The organism is Massilia yuzhufengensis (assembly GCF_900112225.1).
Lineage (GTDB): Bacteria > Pseudomonadota > Gammaproteobacteria > Burkholderiales > Burkholderiaceae_D > Telluria > Telluria yuzhufengensis.
In genome coordinates this window covers 80,925-99,843 of sequence record NZ_FOLD01000005.1, presented here as the reverse complement: position 1 = coordinate 99,843, position 18,919 = coordinate 80,925, and the positions used below count along the sequence as shown (strand labels likewise).

Genomic DNA, 18,919 nt, shown 5'->3' with positions numbered 1-18,919 from the left:
AATTACTCTTTCTTGAATAGGTCCAGGAAGCCCCTGAGCACGGGCGAGGCATTGTCGCGGCGCCAGGCCAGGCCGGTTTCGGCCAGCGGCGTGGGGTCGAGCAGAGCGCGGTATTCCACGCCGGCGCGCATCAGGTTCGACACGGATTGTGGCACAAGTGCCAATCCCATGCCGCCGGAAACCAGGCTGACGATGGTCTGCATCTGGATCGCTTCCTGCCCGATGACGGGGGTGACGCCGGCTGCGCGGAAGCACGACAGGATGGCGTCGTGCAGCGCGGGCGCCACCGCGCGCGGGAAGATCACCAGCGGCAGCGGCGGCAGGTCGCGCAGGCGCACCGGCCCGGCGCCGCGCAGCGCGGCCAGCCCGGCGGGGGCGCACAGGATCAGCGGCTCTTCCAGCACCTTGAGGTAGTCGAGCGAGGGCTCGAGCCGGCCGGTGAGCGGCGGGATGACGAAGCCGGCGTCGATCCGGCCCTGCAGCAGTTCGTCGGCCTGCACGTCGGACGTCGCTTCGCGCAGCACTAATTGAACCCCCGGATAGGCCGCGCGATGGCGCTGCAGGATCGCGGGCAGCACGCTGTAGTCGGCGGTGGAGACAAAGGCGATCGTCAGTCGCCCCGCTTCGCCGGCGGCCACGCGCCGCACCAGGTCCGGCAGGGCCCCCGCATCTTCCAGGATGCGCCGCGCTTCCGGCAGCAGGGCGGTGCCGGCGGCGGTGAGCGCCACCTGGCGGCGATTGCGCAGGAACAGCGGCGCCCCGAGCAGCTCTTCGAGCCCGGCGATGCTTTGCGACAGCGGCGGCTGCGTCATGTGCAAGCGCTCGGCGGCACGGCCGAAATGGAGTTCTTCGGCCACTGTGATGAAGTGGCGCAGCTGGCGGAGTTCGAGGTTCATTGATATGCGCGGTGTATTAATGGTGGCGGGTGATATGCGGAACATATCACACACACCTACGCGCACGTTGCGCTTCCGTCAGTCCGCGCCCTAAGCCCGTCGTTCCGGCGCAGGCCGGAACCCAATTTAGCATGCACCTCGACAGCGCACAAAACTTAGGCACCGGCCTTCGCCGGTGCGACGGTTCTACTGCTAACGAAACAAACAACGCCGCGATTCAGCGCTTCTTGTCAAACGCCTGCTTGACGCGCGCCTCGCGGCGGCTATTCAGGACATTGTGTTCCTTCTTCTTGTCCAGCCCAAGCACCTTCTCGATGAACTCGAACCAGATGAAAGCGAACACCATCAGACCGACGACATACCACCACGACAGGTCGGCGAAGCGCCATACTTCAAAAAAACGCAGCCCGATCAGGGCGGCAATCAGCACGATCAGCGGCATGGGAAGACTCCTTATGCATGCATATTACAAACAAAATGATGCCGTGTGGAAAAATTCCTGCCATTGTGATGCTTCGTCAACGCCCGGCGTTGCGGTCTCGTTACAAAGTGTATCGCTGCTGGTCCTTGCGGTGAATCACGGTAGAATGTGATTGTCATGAACTTGGAGAAACAAATGAAACGGTCTTTGTTGTTGTGTGTGGTGATGTCGGCCTTCGCGTCCACCAGCGCGTTCGCACAAGCCGACCTGGCGAAGGCGAAGAACTGCATGGCCTGCCACGCGGTCGCCAACAAGCTGGTTGGCCCTTCCTACAAGGACGTCGCGTCCAAATACGATGGCCAGAAGGGCGCCGAAGACAAGCTGGTGCAGAAAGTGATCAAGGGCGGTGCGGGCACCTGGGGCCCGGTGCCGATGCCAGCCAATCCGCAGGTGAGCGAGGCTGAAGCCCGCAGCTTGGTGAAATGGGTGCTGGCGCAAAAATAAGCGTTGTCCCGCAATAGAAAAAGCGCGCCTGCGTGAGCATGGCGCGCTTTTTTATTGGCGGTGCAGGGTCAGCGGATAACGTCGATGCGGGTGCGCTTCCCACCCTTGTAGGTAAACAGCGTCAGCGCGCCATTCTGGATGTCGCCGTAGGGATCGAACCGGATAGTCCCGGTCACGCCCTCGTACTTGATTTTCTTCAGCTCCGGCAGGTACTTGGCCGGCTCGGCCGACTTGGCCGCCTGCATCGCGGCAGCCATCACCATCACCGCGTCGTACACGTAAGGCGCGTAGAGCTGCACGTCGGCGCCGGTCTTTTGCTTGAAGCGGGCGCGGAAGTCGGTCATGACTTTCTCCTGGTCGCCCTTGACGCCGCCGGCTTCGGCGCACACCACCTTGTTCTCGCCCACCGCGTCGCCCGCCAGGCGGCCCAGCGCTTCGGTGCAGATGCCATCGCCGCCCATGACTTTGGCCGTGATGCCGAGCGTCTTCATCTGCTTGAGCATCGGGCCGGCCACCGAATCCATGCCGCCGAAAAAGATCAGGTCCGGCTTCTTGCCGCGGATCTTGGTCAGGATGGCGGTGTAGTCGGTGGCGGTGGCGCTGGTGAATTCCTTGGCGACGACGGTCACGCCCGGGGCCTTGACGCCCTTGGCGAACTCGGTCGCGACGCCCTGCCCGTAGGTGGTGCGGTCGTCGATGATGGCGATGTTCCTGGCCTTGAGCGTGTCGGTGGCGTACTTGCCCAGCGTGCTGCCCAGCTTGGTGTCGCTGGCCACCACGCGGAAGGCGCCCGGGAACTTCTGGCGGGTGTACTGGGGCGCGGTGGTGGCCGGGGAGATCTGCACCAGTCCGGCGTCGTGGTAGATCTTCGAGGCCGGCACCGTGGTGCCCGAATTGAGGTGGCCGACGATGCCGTTCACCTTGGCGTCGACCAGCTTCTGGGCCACGGCCGTGCCCTGTTTCGGGTCGCTGCCGTCGTCCTCGGCCAGCAGCTGCAGCTTGACCTTCTGGCCATTGATCGTGAAGCCCTTCGCGTTGAGTTCGTCGATCGCCATGCGCGCGGCGTTTTCGTTGTCCTTGCCGAGGTGGGCATTCGGGCCCGACACCGGGCCGACGTGGCCTATCTTGACGACCTGCTGCGCCGAGGCGCTGCCCACGGCGGCGAGCGCGGCGGCGATGGCGATGACCTTGATACCAGCTTGCATGTGGGTGTTCTCCGTTGAGGGGACCGTAGTACCGCGCGGGGCGGCGGGCAGGATTTCCACAGCAAAAGGTACAACAGTTTTACACCGCCGCAAAGGGATAAACGCAGCGTTTTGCGCCGCCGCACCACCGGGGTGCGGGGTGCACGCAACGGGCACGGCGGCCACCGGTTTTGGTGCAGTTTCGCTAGCGCACGATCCGGTAGATGACGTCGGCCGACTGCGCCAGCCGCATCGCCTGGACCAGCGCCTTGTCCGGCACATCGACCGTGCGCCCGCCGGTGTAGCGGGTGCTCGGCTCGGTCGCCATGCCCATCGCGTTGGACAGGTTCTTCAAGGGCGTCAGCGCCACGCCGGTCACCGGCCCCAGCCTGGCCCCGATGCCGCGCGCGATGTTCTGCGCCTTGGCCTTGGCCGCCACCAGCGCCTGCGTGACCAGGTCGGCCTCGATCTGCTCGCGGTCGCTGCGGCTGAAGGCCACCGCCAGCGACTCGATGTCCTTCATGGCCAGCAGGCTGCGCAACATGTCGGTCCACGGCCCCAGGTTGCGGACGGTGGCGTGGACGGCCACCCTGGTTTCCATCGGCACCGGTTCGCCCTCGGCCAGCTTGTCGACCTTGCGCGCGCGCCGCACGATGTCCTGCACGAACACATCGTCCACCGCGACGCCGTGCTGGGCGAATAGGGCGCGCGCCGCATCCAGCCGCTCGGTCACCACTTTCCAGGAAGCGTCCGGGTCCGGGTCGAGCGAGACGATGTCGATATCGATCTCGCCGGTGTCGGGCATCATGCGCAGCTCGCTCGACGCGTTGACGTGGATGAAGGGATGGGTGGGCAGGTCGGCGGCCATGCCGGGGAGGGCGGTGGCCGCCAGGAGGGCCAGCGCGGCGAATCGTTTCAGCATCGGGTGATCCTTGTCGAGGGAGGGGACCCCTCGACAATAGATCATCTAGACACGTCTGTCTATAATATTCACAGGCGCGAACGCCGCTTATGCCTGCTTCATAGAACGGACTGTCTGGGCTGGCACACGCGGAAGCGACGGTAGTCCAGGTCGCAAAAATAATCTTCCAGCGCCTGCGCCGAGGCGCCCGGGTCGCACAAGGCCACGTAGCCGTCCGGGCGCACCAGGTAGCCGGCGTTGCGCGCCATGCCGGCCTCGTCGTGCTCGCGGCCCCAGTCGAACTCGCGCAGGATCATGCCGTGGCGGTCGCACCAGTCGCGCAGGTCGGCGAAGGCCTGGCCATAGACGTGCACCTGCCAGTCGATCCGGGCCGGCGCCGCGTAATTGTCCAGGCCGGCCACCCAGGGCAGGCGGTCGCCGCCATGCACCCGTCCCGCCACGCCGCTCGAGAGCGGGCTGTCGTGGTAGTTGATGGTGGTCTGCGACAGGATCCGGAAGATCATCTCGCGCACCGGCCCGATGCCATACGCCGCGCTGGCGAACATCGGTGCGATGTGCATGCGCACGAAATTGGCGAAGTTGCCTTCGGCCGTGACAAAGCTGAACAGGCGGTCGGTGGTCTCGACCAGCTTGCGGGCAAAAGCGATGCGTTCCGGCTCGTAGGTGTCGAGCAGGCTGTCGGGCGCGTCGCCGCGCACCACGGCCGCGAGCTTCCAGGCCAGGTTGATGGCGTCGCCGATGCCGGTGTTCATGCCCTGGCCGCCGGCCGGGCTGTGCACGTGGGCCGCGTCGCCCAGCAGGAAGGCGCGCCCGCGCCGGTAGTGGTCGGTGACCCGGTGGTGCACGCGGTAGGTCGAGAACCAGTGCACCTGCTCGACCTCCATCCCCAGGCTGGCCATCGCCTTGTGGCTGACGTCGTCGAAGCTGAGCGCGTCGGCGTTGACCGCATGCTGGTCCTGGATGGTGCCGACCAGCCGGCCCCGTCCCGCATCGTCGTAGCCGAGCAGGATGACGAAGTCGGAAGTCTCCAGCGACAGGTGGATTTCGCCATTGGCCGCCGGCCCGCGCGACTGGACGTCGGCCACGTAGAAGATGTGGTCATAGGTGCCGCCGGCAAAGCCGGTGCCCAGCTGGCGCCGCACGGTCGAGCGTGCGCCGTCGCAGCCGGCCAGGTAGCGCGCTTCGACCTGCACGTCGCTGCCGCCGGCGCGGCGCAGGCGGGCCACGACCTGCTCGCCGCGCTCCTCGAAATCGGCCAGTTCGGTGCGGCGCCAGATCGACACGCCGGCGGCCTCGAGGTGACGCTCCAGCAGCCGCTCGTGGGCATCCTGCGGGTAGATCAGCACGAAGGGGTAGGGCGTCATCTTCACGCCGGCCGACTGCAGGTCGAGGTGGGCGCGGCGCTTGCCCTTGACCCACAGGTTGATGGCCGGGTTCTTGCGGCCGGCGGCGGCGACTTCGTCGGCCAGGCCGAGCGGCCGGTACAGCTCCAGCGTGCGCGCCTGCACCGCCATCGCGCGCGAGGTCGTGCCCGGCCCTTCGGCTTTGTCGACGATGCAGACCCGGATGCCCTGCTTGGCCAGCGCCAGCGCCAGCACCATGCCGGTGGGGCCGGCACCGGCAATGAGTACGTCATAGCGTTCCATGTTCGTCTCCTTTTGCAAGTCCGGTGTGGACAGATGCAGGAACAGGCGAAATGTTCCGGTTCGCTACTCGATGACGAGCGGCAGGTCGCGGCCGTCCAGTGCGACTTGCCCGGCATAGTCAGCCGCGTAGATGCGCAGGATGTACCCGCCCGGCGCCAGGGCGCCGAGCTGCCAGCTGCCGGCCTTGACTTCGCCATCCTGCAGCCGGTTGTTTACAGCATAGGCGAAATGCGTCGCTTTACTACCGTAGACCGTGATCCCGCTGCTGGGCGCATAGACCAGCTTGACGGCGTCGGGGTTGCGCGGGAGGCGGTCGTACACCTGGGTAATCACAGGGCGCTCGAAACCGGCCACGGGGGCGCCATCGGCCCGCAGGAGCTGGTAGCCGAGCTTGTACAGCCCGAGGCGGCGCCGCGCCAGGTTGCCGTTCACCTGGTCATGGGCGTCCACCACGATATTCACTTCGCCCAGCGAACGCGGCACCCGCAGCGGCTCGCGCTTCTTCGCAGCCAGGCGCTTGCCGCTGCTGTCGAACAGCGCGATGCTGTTGATCTGCGGCGTGACGGTATCGGTGAAGCCGACGAAGGGCAGGGACAGCGGATTGACCACCGCCCCGCCCTGGTAATAGTCGAGGTGGACGTGGGCCATCGCATTGATGGTGCCGATCGGATCGCCCACGGCGAAACGGGTACCGCGCGGCACGCGCACGCGCTCGGCCTTGCCGCGCGCCTTGCCCTCCTGCACCAGCTGCACCTGGAAGCGCGGGTCGAGCGGCTTGCCGCGCGGGTCGCGCCCCACGCGCATGTGGATATAGGACAGCGGCCCCAGGCTGATGCCTTCGCTGAGCGAATCGAAGCCCCAGTTGGCGAACGGATCCGACACTTTCGAGGGGAACACGGCCAGCACCCGGGCGCCGACGTCGGCGCGCACGTCCAGGCCCGCGTGGAAGTGGTCGCGGCTGTCGCCGTTGTAGCTGCCGCGCACCTCGCCCATCACGCCCACCACTTCATGCACCATGTCCTGCGGGCCGACCGGCCACGGCATCGGCTGGGTGCGTTGCACGGCGATGGGCTGGGGCCGCAGCGGCGCCGCTTCGCCGGCGCGTGGCGCGGACAGGCGGTGCAGGCGGTGCGACTGCGCATCGGCCACCAGCAGGCTGCCGCCCGGTTCCACCGCGATGCCGCGCGGGCCGTAGAGCTGCACGGTGCCGTCGGGGCCGAAGCCGTCGGCCGACGGCGGCACGTCGGCGTCGAGCAGGGCGCGGTATTCGCCTTCCGGCGTGAGCTGCAGGATGCGCCCGCCGCTGGCGGAAACGTACAGGTAGCCGTCGCGCGTGAGCGCCAGCGCCACCGGGCGCCGCAGCACCGGGCGCCGCTCGCCCTCGGGCGGGACGGCGATGGTGGTGACCGTGCCGTCGGCGCCGATGCGGCGGATCGCGTGGTTGCCGGTGTCGGCGACGTAGAGCGTGCCGTCGGTGGTCACCGCGATGCCGCTCGGGGTATCGAAGGCGGCGGCGCTGCCCGCGCCATCGAGCATGCCCGGCCTGTCGCTGCCGGCAAGGGTCGTCACGCTGCCGTCGCGGGCGATGCGGCGGATGCGGTCGTTGTAGGTGTCGGCCACATAGAGGATGCCGGCGTCGTCCACCGCCAGGCCGACCGGGCCGTTGAAGCGGGCCGCGCGGCCGATGCCGTCGGCGTAGCCGGGCGTGCCGTCGCCGGCCAGCGTGGTGACCGTGCCGTCAGGGGCGATCTTGCGGATGGCGTGGTTGCCGGTGTCGGCCACGTACAGGTTGCCCGCGCGGTCGAAGGCGAGCGCGGAGGGCGTGTGGAAGGCGGCGGCGCTGCCCGCGCCATCAACAAAGCCTTCGCGGCTGCCGGCGACGGTGGCGACCGCGCCGTCCGGGGCGATGCTGCGGATGCGGTTGGTGTCGCCGGCGTCGGTGACGAAGATTTTCCCATGGCGGTCGAGGGCGACGCCGAAGGGATCGTCGAAGCGGCTGCCGGCGGCCGGGCCATCCACCACGCCCGGGATGCCGTCGCCGGCCACGGTGGTGACGCGTGCGGGCCAGAACGGGACCGTCTTGGCTGCTTTCGGCGTGAGCACCGCCAGCGCGCCCGGCTGGCGCTGGACGATGTCGGTGAAGTAGAGGGCGGTGCCCGCCAGGGCGATGCCGGCGCCGGCAAGCGACGCAATGAGGATCTTTCGGTTCACGGAAAGCGGTTCGTGGATTGCTGAGGCAGCAATCTTAGCGCAAGCATGAAGGCAATGTCGCGTAGGGTGGCCGGCTCCGCCGGCCGCGCGTTCAACCACCGGACGCGCAGCCGCGATGCCTATTCAAACTCCATTCCATCACACACCGGATTGCCACCCCAATCGTCTGGATATACGCCGGCGCGTACGTATCGGCAAAATGTCGAATATGGCCAGTCAGCCACCGCGCTGACCAACCCATGTTTCACCGGATTGAAGTGGATGTAATCCACATGCCGTTGCCGTCCGGCAGCGTCCAGATGCAGTGCAGGTGATCCGGCATCAGGACCATTGCATCGGTCCTGAAAGGAAGGCGGCTGGGTACCTGCGGGAGGGCATGGCGCAGCGCGTTGCGCACGTGGTCGTCGCACAGGATTGGACGACGCAGGTGTGTCACGAGCGTGAAGAAATAGGTGGTGCCGGTGAGGGCGCAGCGGTAGCGGGGCATCGGCGCATGTCAGGCGGCGCGCCGGTCATGCGAGGTGCGTCAGATCAAAGGGAGTTGAACGCGCGGTCGGCGGAGCCGACCACCCTGGTTTGAAGGTATTCAAGTTCTTTGGCGAAGGCCTGCCTGACGATGTCGCCCAGCGCTTCATGTAATCCCGCGCGCAGGTCGGCGGTGAATACCTCCAGGGTGCGCTGCATGGCGTCGGCCATGGCGTCGCGCACGCGCTGTTCCAGCACGAAGTCGACCCGCCCCTGCAACTGCTGCAGCACGCGCTCGGTCACGCGGCGTTCCAGCACGCTCCATTCCTCGCCGGTCCAGCGCTCGGTGGCGCGGCGTTCGAGCTGTTCGCCAGCCGCTTCTTGAGCCGGCGCCGCCGGCTCGGTCACGACTTCGGTTAGCACCGGAATGCTCGCATCGAAGGCGGAATCTTGGCTCATGATTGTCCTGCGACGAAGTGGGTCAGGGGATAGGACTGCTTCTTGTACGCCACGTAGCGCTGGCGGCCCGCGGCGGCGTCGGCTTCATCGAGCGAGATGATTTCGAACACGCGCGCGAACTGCGCCAGTGTAGCGGGCGTACGGCGGGTGAGGTTGACCAGCATCTCATGATGCGGCAATGGCGCCGATTCGTCGGCCGTGACGATCACCGGCGTCACATCGGCCAGCGGGTCGCCGGCCAGCACGTGCGGGACGAAATCGGTGTCCGAGACCGTCCACAGCGCTGCATTAATCGCCTCGGCTTGCGCCGCATCCTGGGCCAGCACCACCACCTTGGCCTTGGCGGCATAGGCCTTGCGGGCCAGCCGGCAGGCGTAGGCCAGCTTGTCGGGGATGTTGGTGTGGAAGTCGATGCGGGTCATCGGCGTCAAGCGTTCATGCCGCTGTGGCGCAGCAGGGCGTCGATCGACGGCTCGCGGCCGCGGAAGGCCTTGAACGATTCCAGCGCCGGGCGCGAACCGCCCACGGCCAGGATCTCGCGCTGGAAGCGCTTGCCGGTTTCCACCAGGTTGCCGCTGTCGAGCGCTTCCTCGAACGCCGCATAGGCGTCGGCCGACAGCACCTCGGCCCACTTGTAGCTGTAGTAGCCGGCCGCGTAGCCACCCGAGAAGATGTGGCCGAACGAATGCTGGAAGCGGTTGAAGGCGGGCGGGATCAGCACCGAGAACTGCCGGCGGATGTCGTTGATCAGGTCCTGCACGGTCTGCTCGCTTTGCGGGTCGAAGTCATAGTGCAGGTGCATGTCGATCAGCGAGAACTCGACCTGGCGCAGCGTCATCATCCCGGACTGGAAGTTTTTCGCGGCCAGCATCTTGTCGTACAGCGCGCGCGGCAGCGGTTCGCCGGTCTTCACGTGGGCCGTCATCTGCTGCAGCTTGTCCCACTCCCAGCAGAAGTTTTCCATGAACTGGGACGGCAGTTCCACCGCATCCCATTCCACGCCCGAGATGCCCGATACCGACAGCTCCTCGACTTCGGTGAGCATGTGGTGCAGGCCGTGGCCGAATTCGTGGAACAGGGTGATGACTTCGTCGTGCGTGAACAGCGATGGCTGCAGCTTGCCATCGACGGTGGCGGGCGGGGTGAAGTTGCAGGTCAGGTAGGCGATCGGGGTCTGCACGGCGCCGCCAGCGGCGGCGCGGCGGCCGCGCGCGTCGTCCATCCACGCGCCCTGGCCCTTGCCTTCGCGCGCATACAGGTCGAGGTAGAACTGGCCGATGAGCGCGCCCTCACGCTCGATGCGGAAGAAGCGCACGTCCGGGTGCCACACGGGCGCGGTGTCCGGCTTGATGGTCACCGAGAACAGCTCCTGGATCACGCTGAACAGGCCGGCGACCACCTTCGGCTCGGGGAAGTATTCCTTCACTTTCTTTTCGGAGAAGGCGTAGCGCTGCTCGCGCAGTTTTTCCGAGGCATAGGCCACGTCCCAGGACTGCAGCTCGTCGATGCCCAGTTCGTCGCGGGCAAACGTGCGCAACTCTTCCAGGTCTTTCTCGGCGAAGGGGCGGGCGCGCTTGGCCAGGTCTTCCAGGAACTCCACCACGTGCTGCGGGCTCTCCGCCATCTTCGGCACCAGCGAGACTTCGGCGAAGCTGCTGTAGTCGAGCAGCTTGGCTTCTTCGTGGCGCAGCTGCAGCAGCTTGACGATGTTGGCCGTGTTGTCCCACTTGGCGCTGTCGCTGAACATGGTGCCGGCGTCGGACGCCTTGGTGGCGCTGGCGCGGTAGATGGTTTCGCGCAAGGAGCGGTTGTCGCAGAACTGCAGCAGCGGGTAGTAGGACGGGAAGTGCAGGGTGAACTGCCAGCCGGCCTTGCCGTCGCGCTCGGCGGCGGCGCGGGCGGCGTCCTTGACGTCGTCCGGCACGCCGCTCAGTTCCGCTTCATCCTCGACCAGCAGCTTGTAGTCGTTGGTCGCGTCCAGCACGTTTTCGGAAAAACGGGTCGAGGTGGCGGCCTGCTGTTCCTGGATCTCGGCGAAGCGCTCCTTGCGTTCTTCCGGCAGCTCGGCGCCGCCCAGGCGGAAGTCGCGCAGCGCGTTCTCGACGATGCGCTTGCGCGCCGGGCTCAAGCTGTCGTAGCCGCTGTTGTGGCGCAGCGCCTTGTACTTGGCAAACAGCGCCTCGTTCTGGCCCAGCGCGGTCCAGAACTCGGTGACCTTCGGCTGGTTCTCGTTGTAGACCGCGCGCAGTTCGGGCGTGTCCATCACATGGTTCAGGTGATTCACCACGCCCCAGGCGCGGCCCAGGCGCTCGGTGGCTTCTTCCAGTGGGATCACGAAGCTGTCCCAGGTCACGTTGTCGGACGGCGCTTCGAGCCGGGTCACGACGGCGGCGGCTTCCTGGATCAGCTGTTCGATCGCCGGGGTCACGTGCTCGGGCTTGACCGCGTCGAAGCGGGTCAGGCCGGAAAAGTCGAGGAGGGGATTGCTGGTATCAAGGGTCATGGTCGTCTTTTCCTGAAATGCGTTCTGGTTTATGCCACGCCAGGCTTCGGTTCCATGCCGGTCGCCTGGACAGGGCATGCCTGGCTGCTGGAGTGCACGCGTTCGGCCGACTCCACCGTGTTCATCAAGAGCATGGTGATCGTCATCGGGCCGACGCCGCCCGGCACCGGGGTGATGTGGGCAGCCACTTCGCGCACGCCGGCGTAGTCGACGTCGCCGCACAGCTTGCCCGCGTCGTCGCGGTTCATGCCGACGTCGATCACGATCGCGCCCGGTTTCACCATGTCGGCGGTGAGCGTATTGCGGCGGCCGACGGCGGCCACGACCACATCGGCCTGCCGGGTATGGTAGGCCAGGTCCGGCGTCGCGCTATGGCAGATGGTGACGGTGGCGTTGGCTTGCAAGAGCAGCAGGGCCATGGGTTTGCCGACGGTGTTGGAGCGGCCGATCACGACCGCGTGCTTGCCGCGCAGGTCGACGCCGGTGGATTCGATGAGCTTCATGCAGCCATAGGGCGTGCAGGGGCGGAAGCCCGGCAGGTTGGCCACCAGTTCGCCGGCCGACAGCACCGAGTAGCCATCCACGTCTTTACTGGTGGCGATCGCTTCGATGACCTTGCTCGGGTCGATGTGCTTTGGCAGCGGCATCTGCACCAGGATGCCGTGGATGGACGGGTCGGCGTTCAGGGCGGCAATGCGCTCGAGCAGGGCGGCTTCGCTCAGGTCGGCTTCGTATTTTTCCAGCACCGAGTGAAAGCCGACATCGCCGCAGGCCTTGACCTTGTTGCGCACGTAGACGTGGCTGGCCGGGTCTTCGCCGACCAGGATCACGGCCAGGCCGGGCTGGCGGCCGCCAGCGCTGAGCCTGGCGGCGCGCTCGGCGATTTCGCCACGCAGTTGTTGGGAAAGGAGGACTCCGTCGATGTTCTGGGCTGGCATATTCTGGCTCGGGCTAGGCAAAAACGAAATTATAAGGCCGGCATCCATATCGCGCGCCGCGCCGGGCGAAGCATTGTCATATTTACCCGATCAAACGGCTGCGCGTTTGCTGGGCTATTCCAAAGGAGGGAGGCTCATCCGGCGCGCCGGCGCGGCGCTTCGTTATAGGATTGATAAGCAGCGTCCATAGGAGAAATTGTGCGGTCGCAGCATGATATTTCACTATATGAAATCACATATCGCAATTTGAAAAAGGCCGAGTCCACTGGTAGAATCGAAGCGTTTATTTTCAGATATTTGAAATTTCACCATATCGCCACCAGCCGTTCCAGAGACAGGTCGGGGCGCAAACTCAAGGAGACGCATTAATGTCAGCTCAACTCGACCAGTTGACGGCGCAAGCTGCCAACGACCCGGACACGCTCGAAACCCAGGAGTGGCTGGACGCGCTGGAAGCGGTGATCGAACACGAAGGCACCGACCGCGCGCACTACCTGATGGAGCGCATGGTCGACCTGGCACGCCGCCGCGGCGCCCATATCCCGTTCTCGAGCAACACCGCCTACGTCAACACGATCCCGGCGCACCTGAACGTGAACTGCCCGGGCAACCTGGAATACGAAGAGCGCCTGCGCTCGTGGATGCGCTGGAACGCGATGGCGATGGTCGTCAAGGCCAACCGCGCCGACGGCGACCTGGGTGGCCACATCTCCTCGTTCGCCTCGCTGGCGAACATGCTGGGGATCGGCTTCAACCACTTCTGGCACGCCCCGACCGAAGACCACGGCGGCGACCTGCTGTACATCCAGGGCCACTCCTCGCCCGGCATCTACGCGCGCGCCTACCTGGAAGGCCGCATCACCGAAGAGCAGCTGCTGAACTTCCGCCGCGAAGTCGACGGCAAGGGCCTGTCGTCCTACCCGCACCCGAAACTGATGCCGGACTTCTGGCAGTTCCCGACCGTGTCGATGGGCCTGGGCCCACTCATGGCGATCTACCAGGCGCGCTTCCTGAAGTACCTGCACGCGCGCGGCATCGCCGACACCGAGAACCGCAAGGTATGGGTCTTCTGCGGCGACGGCGAGATGGACGAACCGGAATCGATGGGCGCGATCGGCATGGCCGCGCGCGAACGCCTCGACAACCTGGTGATGGTCGTGAACTGCAACCTGCAGCGCCTGGACGGCCCGGTGCGCGGTAACGGCAAGATCATCCAGGAGCTGGAGGCCGACTTCCGCGGCGCCGGCTGGAACGTCGTCAAGGTCATCTGGGGCTCGCAGTGGGATCCGCTGCTGGCCAAGGACAAGGACGGCATCCTGCAGCGCGTCATGATGGAATCGGTCGACGGCGAATACCAGAACTACAAGGCCAAGGACGGCGCCTACGTGCGCAAGCACTTCTTCGGCAAGCATCCGGAGCTGCTGAAAATGGTCGCCAACATGAGCGACGACGACATCTGGCGCCTGACCCGCGGCGGCCACGACCCGCACAAGATCTACGCCGCGTTCAAGAACGCGCAAGAGAACAAGGGCACCCCGACCGTGCTGCTGGTGAAGACCGTCAAGGGCTTCGGCATGGGCAAGTCGGGCGAGGCGCGCAACACCGCGCACCAGACCAAGAAGCTCGACGACGCGGCCATCCGCGAGATGCGCGACCGCTTCAATATTCCTATCCCGGACGACAAGCTGGCCGAGATCCCGTTCTTCAAGCCGTCCGACGATTCGCCGGAAATGCAGTACCTGCACGAGCGCCGCAAGGCCCTCGGCGGCTACCTGCCGCAGCGCCGCTCGAAAGCCGACGAAGCCCTGGTGGTGCCGCCGCTGGAATCGTTCAAGGCCGTGCTCGATGCGACCCCCGAAGGCCGCGAGATCTCGAGCACCCAGTCCTATGTGCGCGTGATCACCAGCCTGCTGAAAGACCCGAGCCTGGGCCAGCGCATCGTGCCGATCCTGGTCGACGAATCGCGGACCTTCGGCATGGAAGGCCTGTTCCGCCAGATCGGCATCTTCAACCAGCAAGGCCAGTTGTACGAGCCGGTCGACCGCGACCAGGTCATGTACTACCGCGAAGACAAGGCCGGCCAAATCCTGCAGGAGGGTATCAACGAAGCGGGCGGCATGAGCTCGTGGATCGCCGCGGCGACCTCGTACTCGTCGAACAACCGCCAGATGATCCCGTTCTACACCTTCTACTCGATGTTCGGCATGCAGCGCGTCGGCGACCTGGTGTGGCTGGCGGGCGATATCCGCGCGCGCGGCTTCCTGATGGGCGGCACGGCTGGCCGTACCACCCTGAACGGGGAAGGCCTGCAGCACGAAGATGGCCACAGCCACATCATCGCGGCCACCGTGCCGAACTGCCTGCCCTACGACCCGACCTTCGGGCATGAAGTGGCGGTGATCATCCATGACGGCCTGCGCCGCATGGTGACGGAACAGGAAGACGTGTTCTATTACATCACCATCATGAACGAGAACTACGCGCATCCGGGCCTGAAGCCTGGCCAGGAAGAGGGCATCCTGAAGGGCATGTACCTGCTCCAGGAAGGCGCTGCCGTCGCCACCGACAAGCCGGCGCCGCGTGTGCAGCTGGTCGGCTGCGGCACCATCCTGCGCGAGTCCATCGCAGCAAGCGAGCTGCTCAAGAACGACTGGGGCGTCGATGCGGACGTGTGGTCGGCGCCGTCGCTCACCCTGCTGGCGCGTGACGGCCAGGATTGCGAGCGCTGGAACATGGTCAACCCGGAAGCCCAGCAGCGCGTGCCTTACGTGACCTCGCTGATGCAGAACACCCAGGGCCCGATCATCGCGACCACCGACTACATGCGCATGTTCGCCGAACAGATCCGCGCCTTCATGCCGCAGGGCCGCACCTACAAGGTGCTGGGCACCGACGGCTTCGGCCGCTCGGATTCGCGCGTGAAACTGCGCGAGTTCTTCGAGGTGAACCGCTACTACGTGACCGTGGCCGCACTGCGCTCGCTGGCCGACGAAGGCAAGATCGATCGCGCCATCGTGTCGCAGGCGATCGCGAAGTACGGGATTGACCAGAACAAGCCGAATCCTGTGACCCAGTAAATGCTCGATACCGTCGCTCCGGCGAAGGCCGGAGCCCAAGTTCGTGGTGCACTCGCGAACTTGGGTCCCGGCCTGCGCCGGGACGACGGCTGAAGCGCTAACTCAAATAAAAACGGAGCTAACACTATGAGCATTGTGGAAGTCAAAGTCCCCGACATCGGAGACTTCAAGGAAGTGGAAGTCATCGAGCTGATGGTCAAGCCGGGCGACACGATCAAGGTCGACCAGTCGCTGGTCACGGTCGAGTCGGACAAGGCGAGCATGGAAATCCCATCGAGCCACGCCGGCGTCGTGAAAGAAATCAAGATCAAGGTCGGCGATAAGGTTGCCGAAGGTTCGCTCGTGCTGCTGCTCGAGGAAGCCGGCGGCGCTGCTGCGCCAGCACCTGCGGCCGCTGCACCGGCGCCTGCCGCCGCTGCGCCCGCACCGGCTGCCGAAGCCGCACCAGCTGCGGCCCCTGCCGCCGCGGGCGGCATCGTTGAAGTCACCGTGCCCGACATCGGCGACTTCAAGGAAGTGGAAATCATCGAACTGATGGTCAAGCCGGGCGACACCATCAAGGTCGACCAGTCCCTGATCACGGTCGAATCGGACAAGGCGAGCATGGAGATCCCATCCAGCCACGCCGGCGTCGTCAAGGAACTCAAAGTGAAAGTGGGCGACAAGGTCGCCAAGGGCTCGCTGGTGCTGCTGCTCGAATCGAGTGGTGGCGCAGCTGCCGCCGCGCCTGCAGCCTCTGCCCCGGCGCCTGCCGCTGCCGCCGCGCCATCGGCGCCTGCACCTGCAGCAGCGCCGGCACCTGCCGCAGCCGCCGCCGCACCGGCGCCAGGCGTCACCGGCTCCAAGGCCCATGCCTCGCCGTCGATCCGCAAGTTCGCCCGCGAATTGGGCGTGGACCTGGCGCGCGTGCCGGGCACCGGTCCGAAGAGCCGCATCACCCAGCAGGACGTGCAGAACTTCGTCAAGGGCGTGATGGCGGCGCCTGCCGCCGCCGCGCCAGGCAAGGCCGGCGGCTCCGGCGTGGGCCTGGACCTGCTGCCATGGCCGTCGCTCGACTTCTCGAAGTTCGGCCCGACCGAGCTGCTGCCGCTGTCGCGCATCAAGAAGATCTCCGGCCCGAACCTGCACCGCAACTGGGTCATGATCCCGCACGTGACGCAGTTCGACGAAGCCGACGTCACCGACCTCGAACAGTTCCGCGTCGATTCGAACGCCGCGCTGGCCAAGCAGAAGTCGACCGTCAAGCTGACCATGCTGGCCTTCGTCATCAAGGCAAGCGTCGCCGCGCTGAAGAAGTTCCCGCAATTTAACGCGTCGCTCAGCGAAGACGGTGCGGCCCTGATCCTGAAGCAGTACTACAACATCGGCTTCGCCGCCGACACCCCGAACGGCCTGGTGGTCCCGGTGGTGAAGGATGCGGACAAGAAAACGGTATCGCAGATCGCCACCGAAATGGGCGAACTGTCCGCACTGGCGCGCGACGGCAAGCTGCCGCCGACCGCGATGCAGGGCGCGACCTTCACCATTTCTTCGCTCGGCGGCATTGGCGGCACGGCGTTCACGCCGATCATCAATGCGCCGGAACTGGCGATCCTGGGCCTGTCCAAGTCGGCGATGAAGCCGGTGTGGGATGGTTCCGCATTCCAGCCGCGCCTGATGCTGCCGCTGTCGCTGTCGTACGACCACCGCGTGATCGACGGCGCCGGCGCCGCGCGCTTCGCGGCGTACCTGGCCGACGTGCTGGCCGACCTGCGCAAGACCCTTCTTTAAGGAGCGCCGAGTATGAGCACTGTTGAAGTAAAGGTCCCGAACATCGGCGACTTCAAGGACGTCGAAGTGATCGAGCTGCTGGTCAAGCCGGGCGACACCATCAAGGTCGACCAGTCGCTGATCACCGTCGAATCGGACAAGGCCAGCATGGAGATCCCGTCGACCAAGGCCGGCGTGATCAAGGAGATCACGGTCAAGGTGGGCGACAAGGTGAATGAAGGTTCGCTGCTGCTGCACATCGAGGAGTCGGCTGCCGGCGCAGCTGCGCCGGCGCCAGCGCCCGAGGCCAAGCCGGCTGCCGCGGCTCCGGCCCCGGCCCCGGCCCCGGCTGCTCCTGCCGCGCCTGCGGCCGCTCCCGCCCCGGGCGCGGCCAGCTACAGCGGCCAGGTCGACGTCGAATGCGAGATGATGGTGCTGGGCGCCGGTCCCGGCGGCTACTCGGCTGCCTTCCGCGCGGCCGACCTGGGCATGAACACCGTGCTGGTCGAGAAGTACGCGACCCTCGGCGGCGTGTGCCTGAACGTGGGCTGCATCCCATCGAAGGCGCTGCTGCACGTGGCGCACATCATGGACGAGACGGCGCACATGGCCGACCTGGGCGTGAGCTTCGCCAAGCCGGATGTCGATATCGACAAGCTGCGCGCCTATAAGGATGGCGTGATCAAGAAGATGACCGGCGGCTTGAGCTTCATGGCCAAGGCGCGCAAGGTCAGCGTGGTGCAGGGCGTGGGCCAGTTCCTGAGCCCGAACCACATCGAAGTCACGGGCAGCGACGGCGCCAAGAAGGTCATCAAGTTCGCCAAGGCGATCATCGCGGCAGGTTCCGCCGTGGTGAAGCTGCCCTTCGTACCGGAAGATCCGCGCATCGTCGATTCGACCGGCGCGCTGGAACTGCGCCAGGTACCGAAGCGCATGCTGGTCATTGGCGGCGGCATCATCGGCCTGGAAATGGCCACCGTGTACTCGACCCTGGGTGCGCGCATCGACGTGGTCGAGATGATGGACGGCCTGATGCAGGGCGCCGACCGCGAGGCCGTCAAGGTCTGGCAGAAGTACAACGCCCACCGCTTCGACAACATCATGTTGAAGACCAAGACGGTTGGCGTGGAAGCGCTGGCCGAAGGCATCAAGGTGACGTTCGAGGCCGCGGAAGCCGGTGCTACCGCGCCGGAAGCGCAACTCTACGACCTGGTACTGGTGGCCGTCGGCCGTAGCCCGAACGGCAAGAAGATCGCCGCCGAGAAAGCCGGCGTGGCCGTGAGCGACCGCGGCTTCATCAGCGTGGACGGCCAGATGCGCACCAACGTGCCGCACATCTTCGCCATCGGCGACCTGGTGGGCCAGCCGATGCTGGCGCACAAGGCGGTGCACGAAGCCCACGTGGCGGCGGAAGCGGCGCACGGCGAGAAGGCCTACTTCGATGCCAAGGTGATCCCGTCGGTGGCCTACACCGATCCGGAAGTGGCGTGGGTCGGCCTGACCGAAGACGAAGCCAAGCAGAAGGGCGTCAAGGTCGAGAAGGGCCACTTCCCATGGAACGCCAGCGGCCGCGCGGTCGCCAACGGCCGCGACGAAGGCTTCACCAAGCTGCTGTTCGATGCCGACACCAAGCGCATCGTCGGCGGAACCATCGTCGGCACCAATGCGGGCGACATGATCGGCGAAGTGGCGCTGGCGATCGAGATGGGCGCGGATGGCGTAGATATCGGCAAGACCATCCACCCGCACCCGACGCTGGGTGAGTCGATCGGGATGGCGGCCGAGGTGTACAAGGGCGTGTGTACGGATATGCCGCCGGTGAAGAAGAAGTAATCTCGCGCGTCAGTGCGGTGGAAACGGGATCCTGAGGGGGCCCGTTTCGTTTTTGGAGTTATTGGGTGCAGGTGGCCGCATCAACTTCCACCACTAAGCGATGATCCGTCG

Annotated in this window: 15 protein-coding genes; 4 read left to right on the top strand and 11 right to left on the bottom strand. The window is 65.9% G+C overall.

From position 1 onward, the window contains the following. Positions 1-2 precede the first annotated feature (2 nt). Positions 3-896, bottom strand: coding sequence for a LysR family transcriptional regulator (locus BM031_RS06460; RefSeq protein ID WP_091872670.1), 894 nt, complete (start codon positions 894-896; stop codon positions 3-5). Positions 897-1,113: 217 nt separating this feature from the next. Then, positions 1,114-1,338 (bottom strand): TIGR04438 family Trp-rich protein, encoded by a 225-nt coding sequence (locus BM031_RS06455; protein ID WP_091872668.1) that lies wholly within the window; start codon positions 1,336-1,338, stop codon positions 1,114-1,116. Between the two features lie 174 nt (positions 1,339-1,512). On the opposite strand from BM031_RS06455, the gene BM031_RS06450 reads away from it, so the two are divergent. After that, complete coding sequence (locus tag BM031_RS06450; RefSeq protein ID WP_091872664.1) at positions 1,513-1,821, top strand: c-type cytochrome; 309 nt, start codon at positions 1,513-1,515, stop codon at positions 1,819-1,821. A gap of 68 nt (positions 1,822-1,889) precedes the next feature. On the opposite strand, the gene BM031_RS06445 is transcribed toward BM031_RS06450, so the two are convergent. The 9 genes from BM031_RS06445 to folD form a co-directional block, all read right to left on the bottom strand. Beyond that, a complete protein-coding gene (locus BM031_RS06445) occupies positions 1,890-3,026 on the bottom strand; it encodes a branched-chain amino acid ABC transporter substrate-binding protein (RefSeq protein WP_091872660.1) in 1,137 nt (378 codons plus the stop codon). Positions 3,027-3,210: 184 nt separating this feature from the next. Further along, positions 3,211-3,927, bottom strand: coding sequence for an SIMPL domain-containing protein (locus BM031_RS06440; RefSeq protein WP_177207670.1), 717 nt, complete (start codon positions 3,925-3,927; stop codon positions 3,211-3,213). A gap of 98 nt (positions 3,928-4,025) precedes the next feature. Beyond that, positions 4,026-5,573, bottom strand: a complete 1,548-nt coding sequence (locus BM031_RS06435) for an FAD-dependent oxidoreductase (protein ID WP_091872652.1) — start codon at positions 5,571-5,573, stop codon at positions 4,026-4,028. 63 nt (positions 5,574-5,636) lie between these two features. Then, entirely contained in the window at positions 5,637-7,784 is a 2,148-nt protein-coding gene (locus tag BM031_RS06430; protein WP_091872649.1) for an NHL repeat-containing protein, read from the bottom strand. 244 nt (positions 7,785-8,028) lie between these two features. Then, entirely contained in the window at positions 8,029-8,271 is a 243-nt protein-coding gene (locus tag BM031_RS06425; protein ID WP_229408664.1) for a transposase, read from the bottom strand. A gap of 44 nt (positions 8,272-8,315) precedes the next feature. Then, positions 8,316-8,708, bottom strand: a complete 393-nt coding sequence (locus BM031_RS06420; protein WP_091872646.1) for a DUF2486 family protein — start codon at positions 8,706-8,708, stop codon at positions 8,316-8,318. Next, positions 8,705-9,130, bottom strand: coding sequence for a DNA polymerase III subunit chi (locus BM031_RS06415; RefSeq protein ID WP_091872643.1), 426 nt, complete (start codon positions 9,128-9,130; stop codon positions 8,705-8,707). The genes BM031_RS06420 and BM031_RS06415 overlap by 4 nt, the downstream gene beginning before the upstream one ends. A 5-nt stretch (positions 9,131-9,135) precedes the next feature. Further along, a complete protein-coding gene (locus tag BM031_RS06410; protein WP_091872641.1) occupies positions 9,136-11,211 on the bottom strand; it encodes a M3 family metallopeptidase in 2,076 nt (691 codons plus the stop codon). A 29-nt stretch (positions 11,212-11,240) separates the two neighbouring features. Beyond that, complete coding sequence (folD, locus tag BM031_RS06405; protein WP_091872638.1) at positions 11,241-12,149, bottom strand: bifunctional methylenetetrahydrofolate dehydrogenase/methenyltetrahydrofolate cyclohydrolase FolD; 909 nt, start codon at positions 12,147-12,149, stop codon at positions 11,241-11,243. A gap of 368 nt (positions 12,150-12,517) precedes the next feature. Here folD and aceE point away from each other — a divergent pair, with 368 nt between their 5' ends. The 3 genes from aceE to lpdA all read left to right on the top strand — a co-directional run bounded on the left by aceE (position 12,518) and on the right by lpdA (position 18,808). Beyond that, complete coding sequence (gene aceE / locus BM031_RS06400; RefSeq protein ID WP_091872636.1) at positions 12,518-15,226, top strand: pyruvate dehydrogenase (acetyl-transferring), homodimeric type; 2,709 nt, start codon at positions 12,518-12,520, stop codon at positions 15,224-15,226. A 126-nt stretch (positions 15,227-15,352) separates the two neighbouring features. Beyond that, on the top strand, positions 15,353-16,996 hold the full coding sequence (gene aceF, locus BM031_RS06395; protein ID WP_091872633.1) for a dihydrolipoyllysine-residue acetyltransferase: 1,644 nt from the start codon (positions 15,353-15,355) through the stop codon (positions 16,994-16,996). A 12-nt stretch (positions 16,997-17,008) separates the two neighbouring features. Further along, positions 17,009-18,808, top strand: a complete 1,800-nt coding sequence (gene lpdA, locus BM031_RS06390) for a dihydrolipoyl dehydrogenase (RefSeq protein ID WP_091872630.1) — start codon at positions 17,009-17,011, stop codon at positions 18,806-18,808. Positions 18,809-18,919: the final 111 nt, after the last annotated feature.

What these genes read in the sequence shown, in the direction of transcription:
- BM031_RS06445 (WP_091872660.1), bottom strand. Translation starts at nt 3,026, where the DNA reads ATGCAAGCTGGTATCAAGGTCATCGCCATCGCCGCCGCGCTCGCCGCC.
- lpdA (WP_091872630.1), top strand. Translation starts at nt 17,009, where the DNA reads ATGAGCACTGTTGAAGTAAAGGTCCCGAACATCGGCGACTTCAAGGAC.
- aceE (WP_091872636.1), top strand. Translation starts at nt 12,518, where the DNA reads ATGTCAGCTCAACTCGACCAGTTGACGGCGCAAGCTGCCAACGACCCG.
- BM031_RS06435 (WP_091872652.1), bottom strand. Translation starts at nt 5,573, where the DNA reads ATGGAACGCTATGACGTACTCATTGCCGGTGCCGGCCCCACCGGCATG.
- BM031_RS06415 (WP_091872643.1), bottom strand. Translation starts at nt 9,130, where the DNA reads ATGACCCGCATCGACTTCCACACCAACATCCCCGACAAGCTGGCCTAC.
- BM031_RS06425 (WP_229408664.1), bottom strand. Translation starts at nt 8,271, where the DNA reads ATGCCCCGCTACCGCTGCGCCCTCACCGGCACCACCTATTTCTTCACG.
- BM031_RS06450 (WP_091872664.1), top strand. Translation starts at nt 1,513, where the DNA reads ATGAAACGGTCTTTGTTGTTGTGTGTGGTGATGTCGGCCTTCGCGTCC.
- BM031_RS06420 (WP_091872646.1), bottom strand. Translation starts at nt 8,708, where the DNA reads ATGAGCCAAGATTCCGCCTTCGATGCGAGCATTCCGGTGCTAACCGAA.
- BM031_RS06410 (WP_091872641.1), bottom strand. Translation starts at nt 11,211, where the DNA reads ATGACCCTTGATACCAGCAATCCCCTCCTCGACTTTTCCGGCCTGACC.
- folD (WP_091872638.1), bottom strand. Translation starts at nt 12,149, where the DNA reads ATGCCAGCCCAGAACATCGACGGAGTCCTCCTTTCCCAACAACTGCGT.
- BM031_RS06460 (WP_091872670.1), bottom strand. Translation starts at nt 896, where the DNA reads ATGAACCTCGAACTCCGCCAGCTGCGCCACTTCATCACAGTGGCCGAA.
- BM031_RS06455 (WP_091872668.1), bottom strand. Translation starts at nt 1,338, where the DNA reads ATGCCGCTGATCGTGCTGATTGCCGCCCTGATCGGGCTGCGTTTTTTT.
- aceF (WP_091872633.1), top strand. Translation starts at nt 15,353, where the DNA reads ATGAGCATTGTGGAAGTCAAAGTCCCCGACATCGGAGACTTCAAGGAA.
- BM031_RS06440 (WP_177207670.1), bottom strand. Translation starts at nt 3,927, where the DNA reads ATGCTGAAACGATTCGCCGCGCTGGCCCTCCTGGCGGCCACCGCCCTC.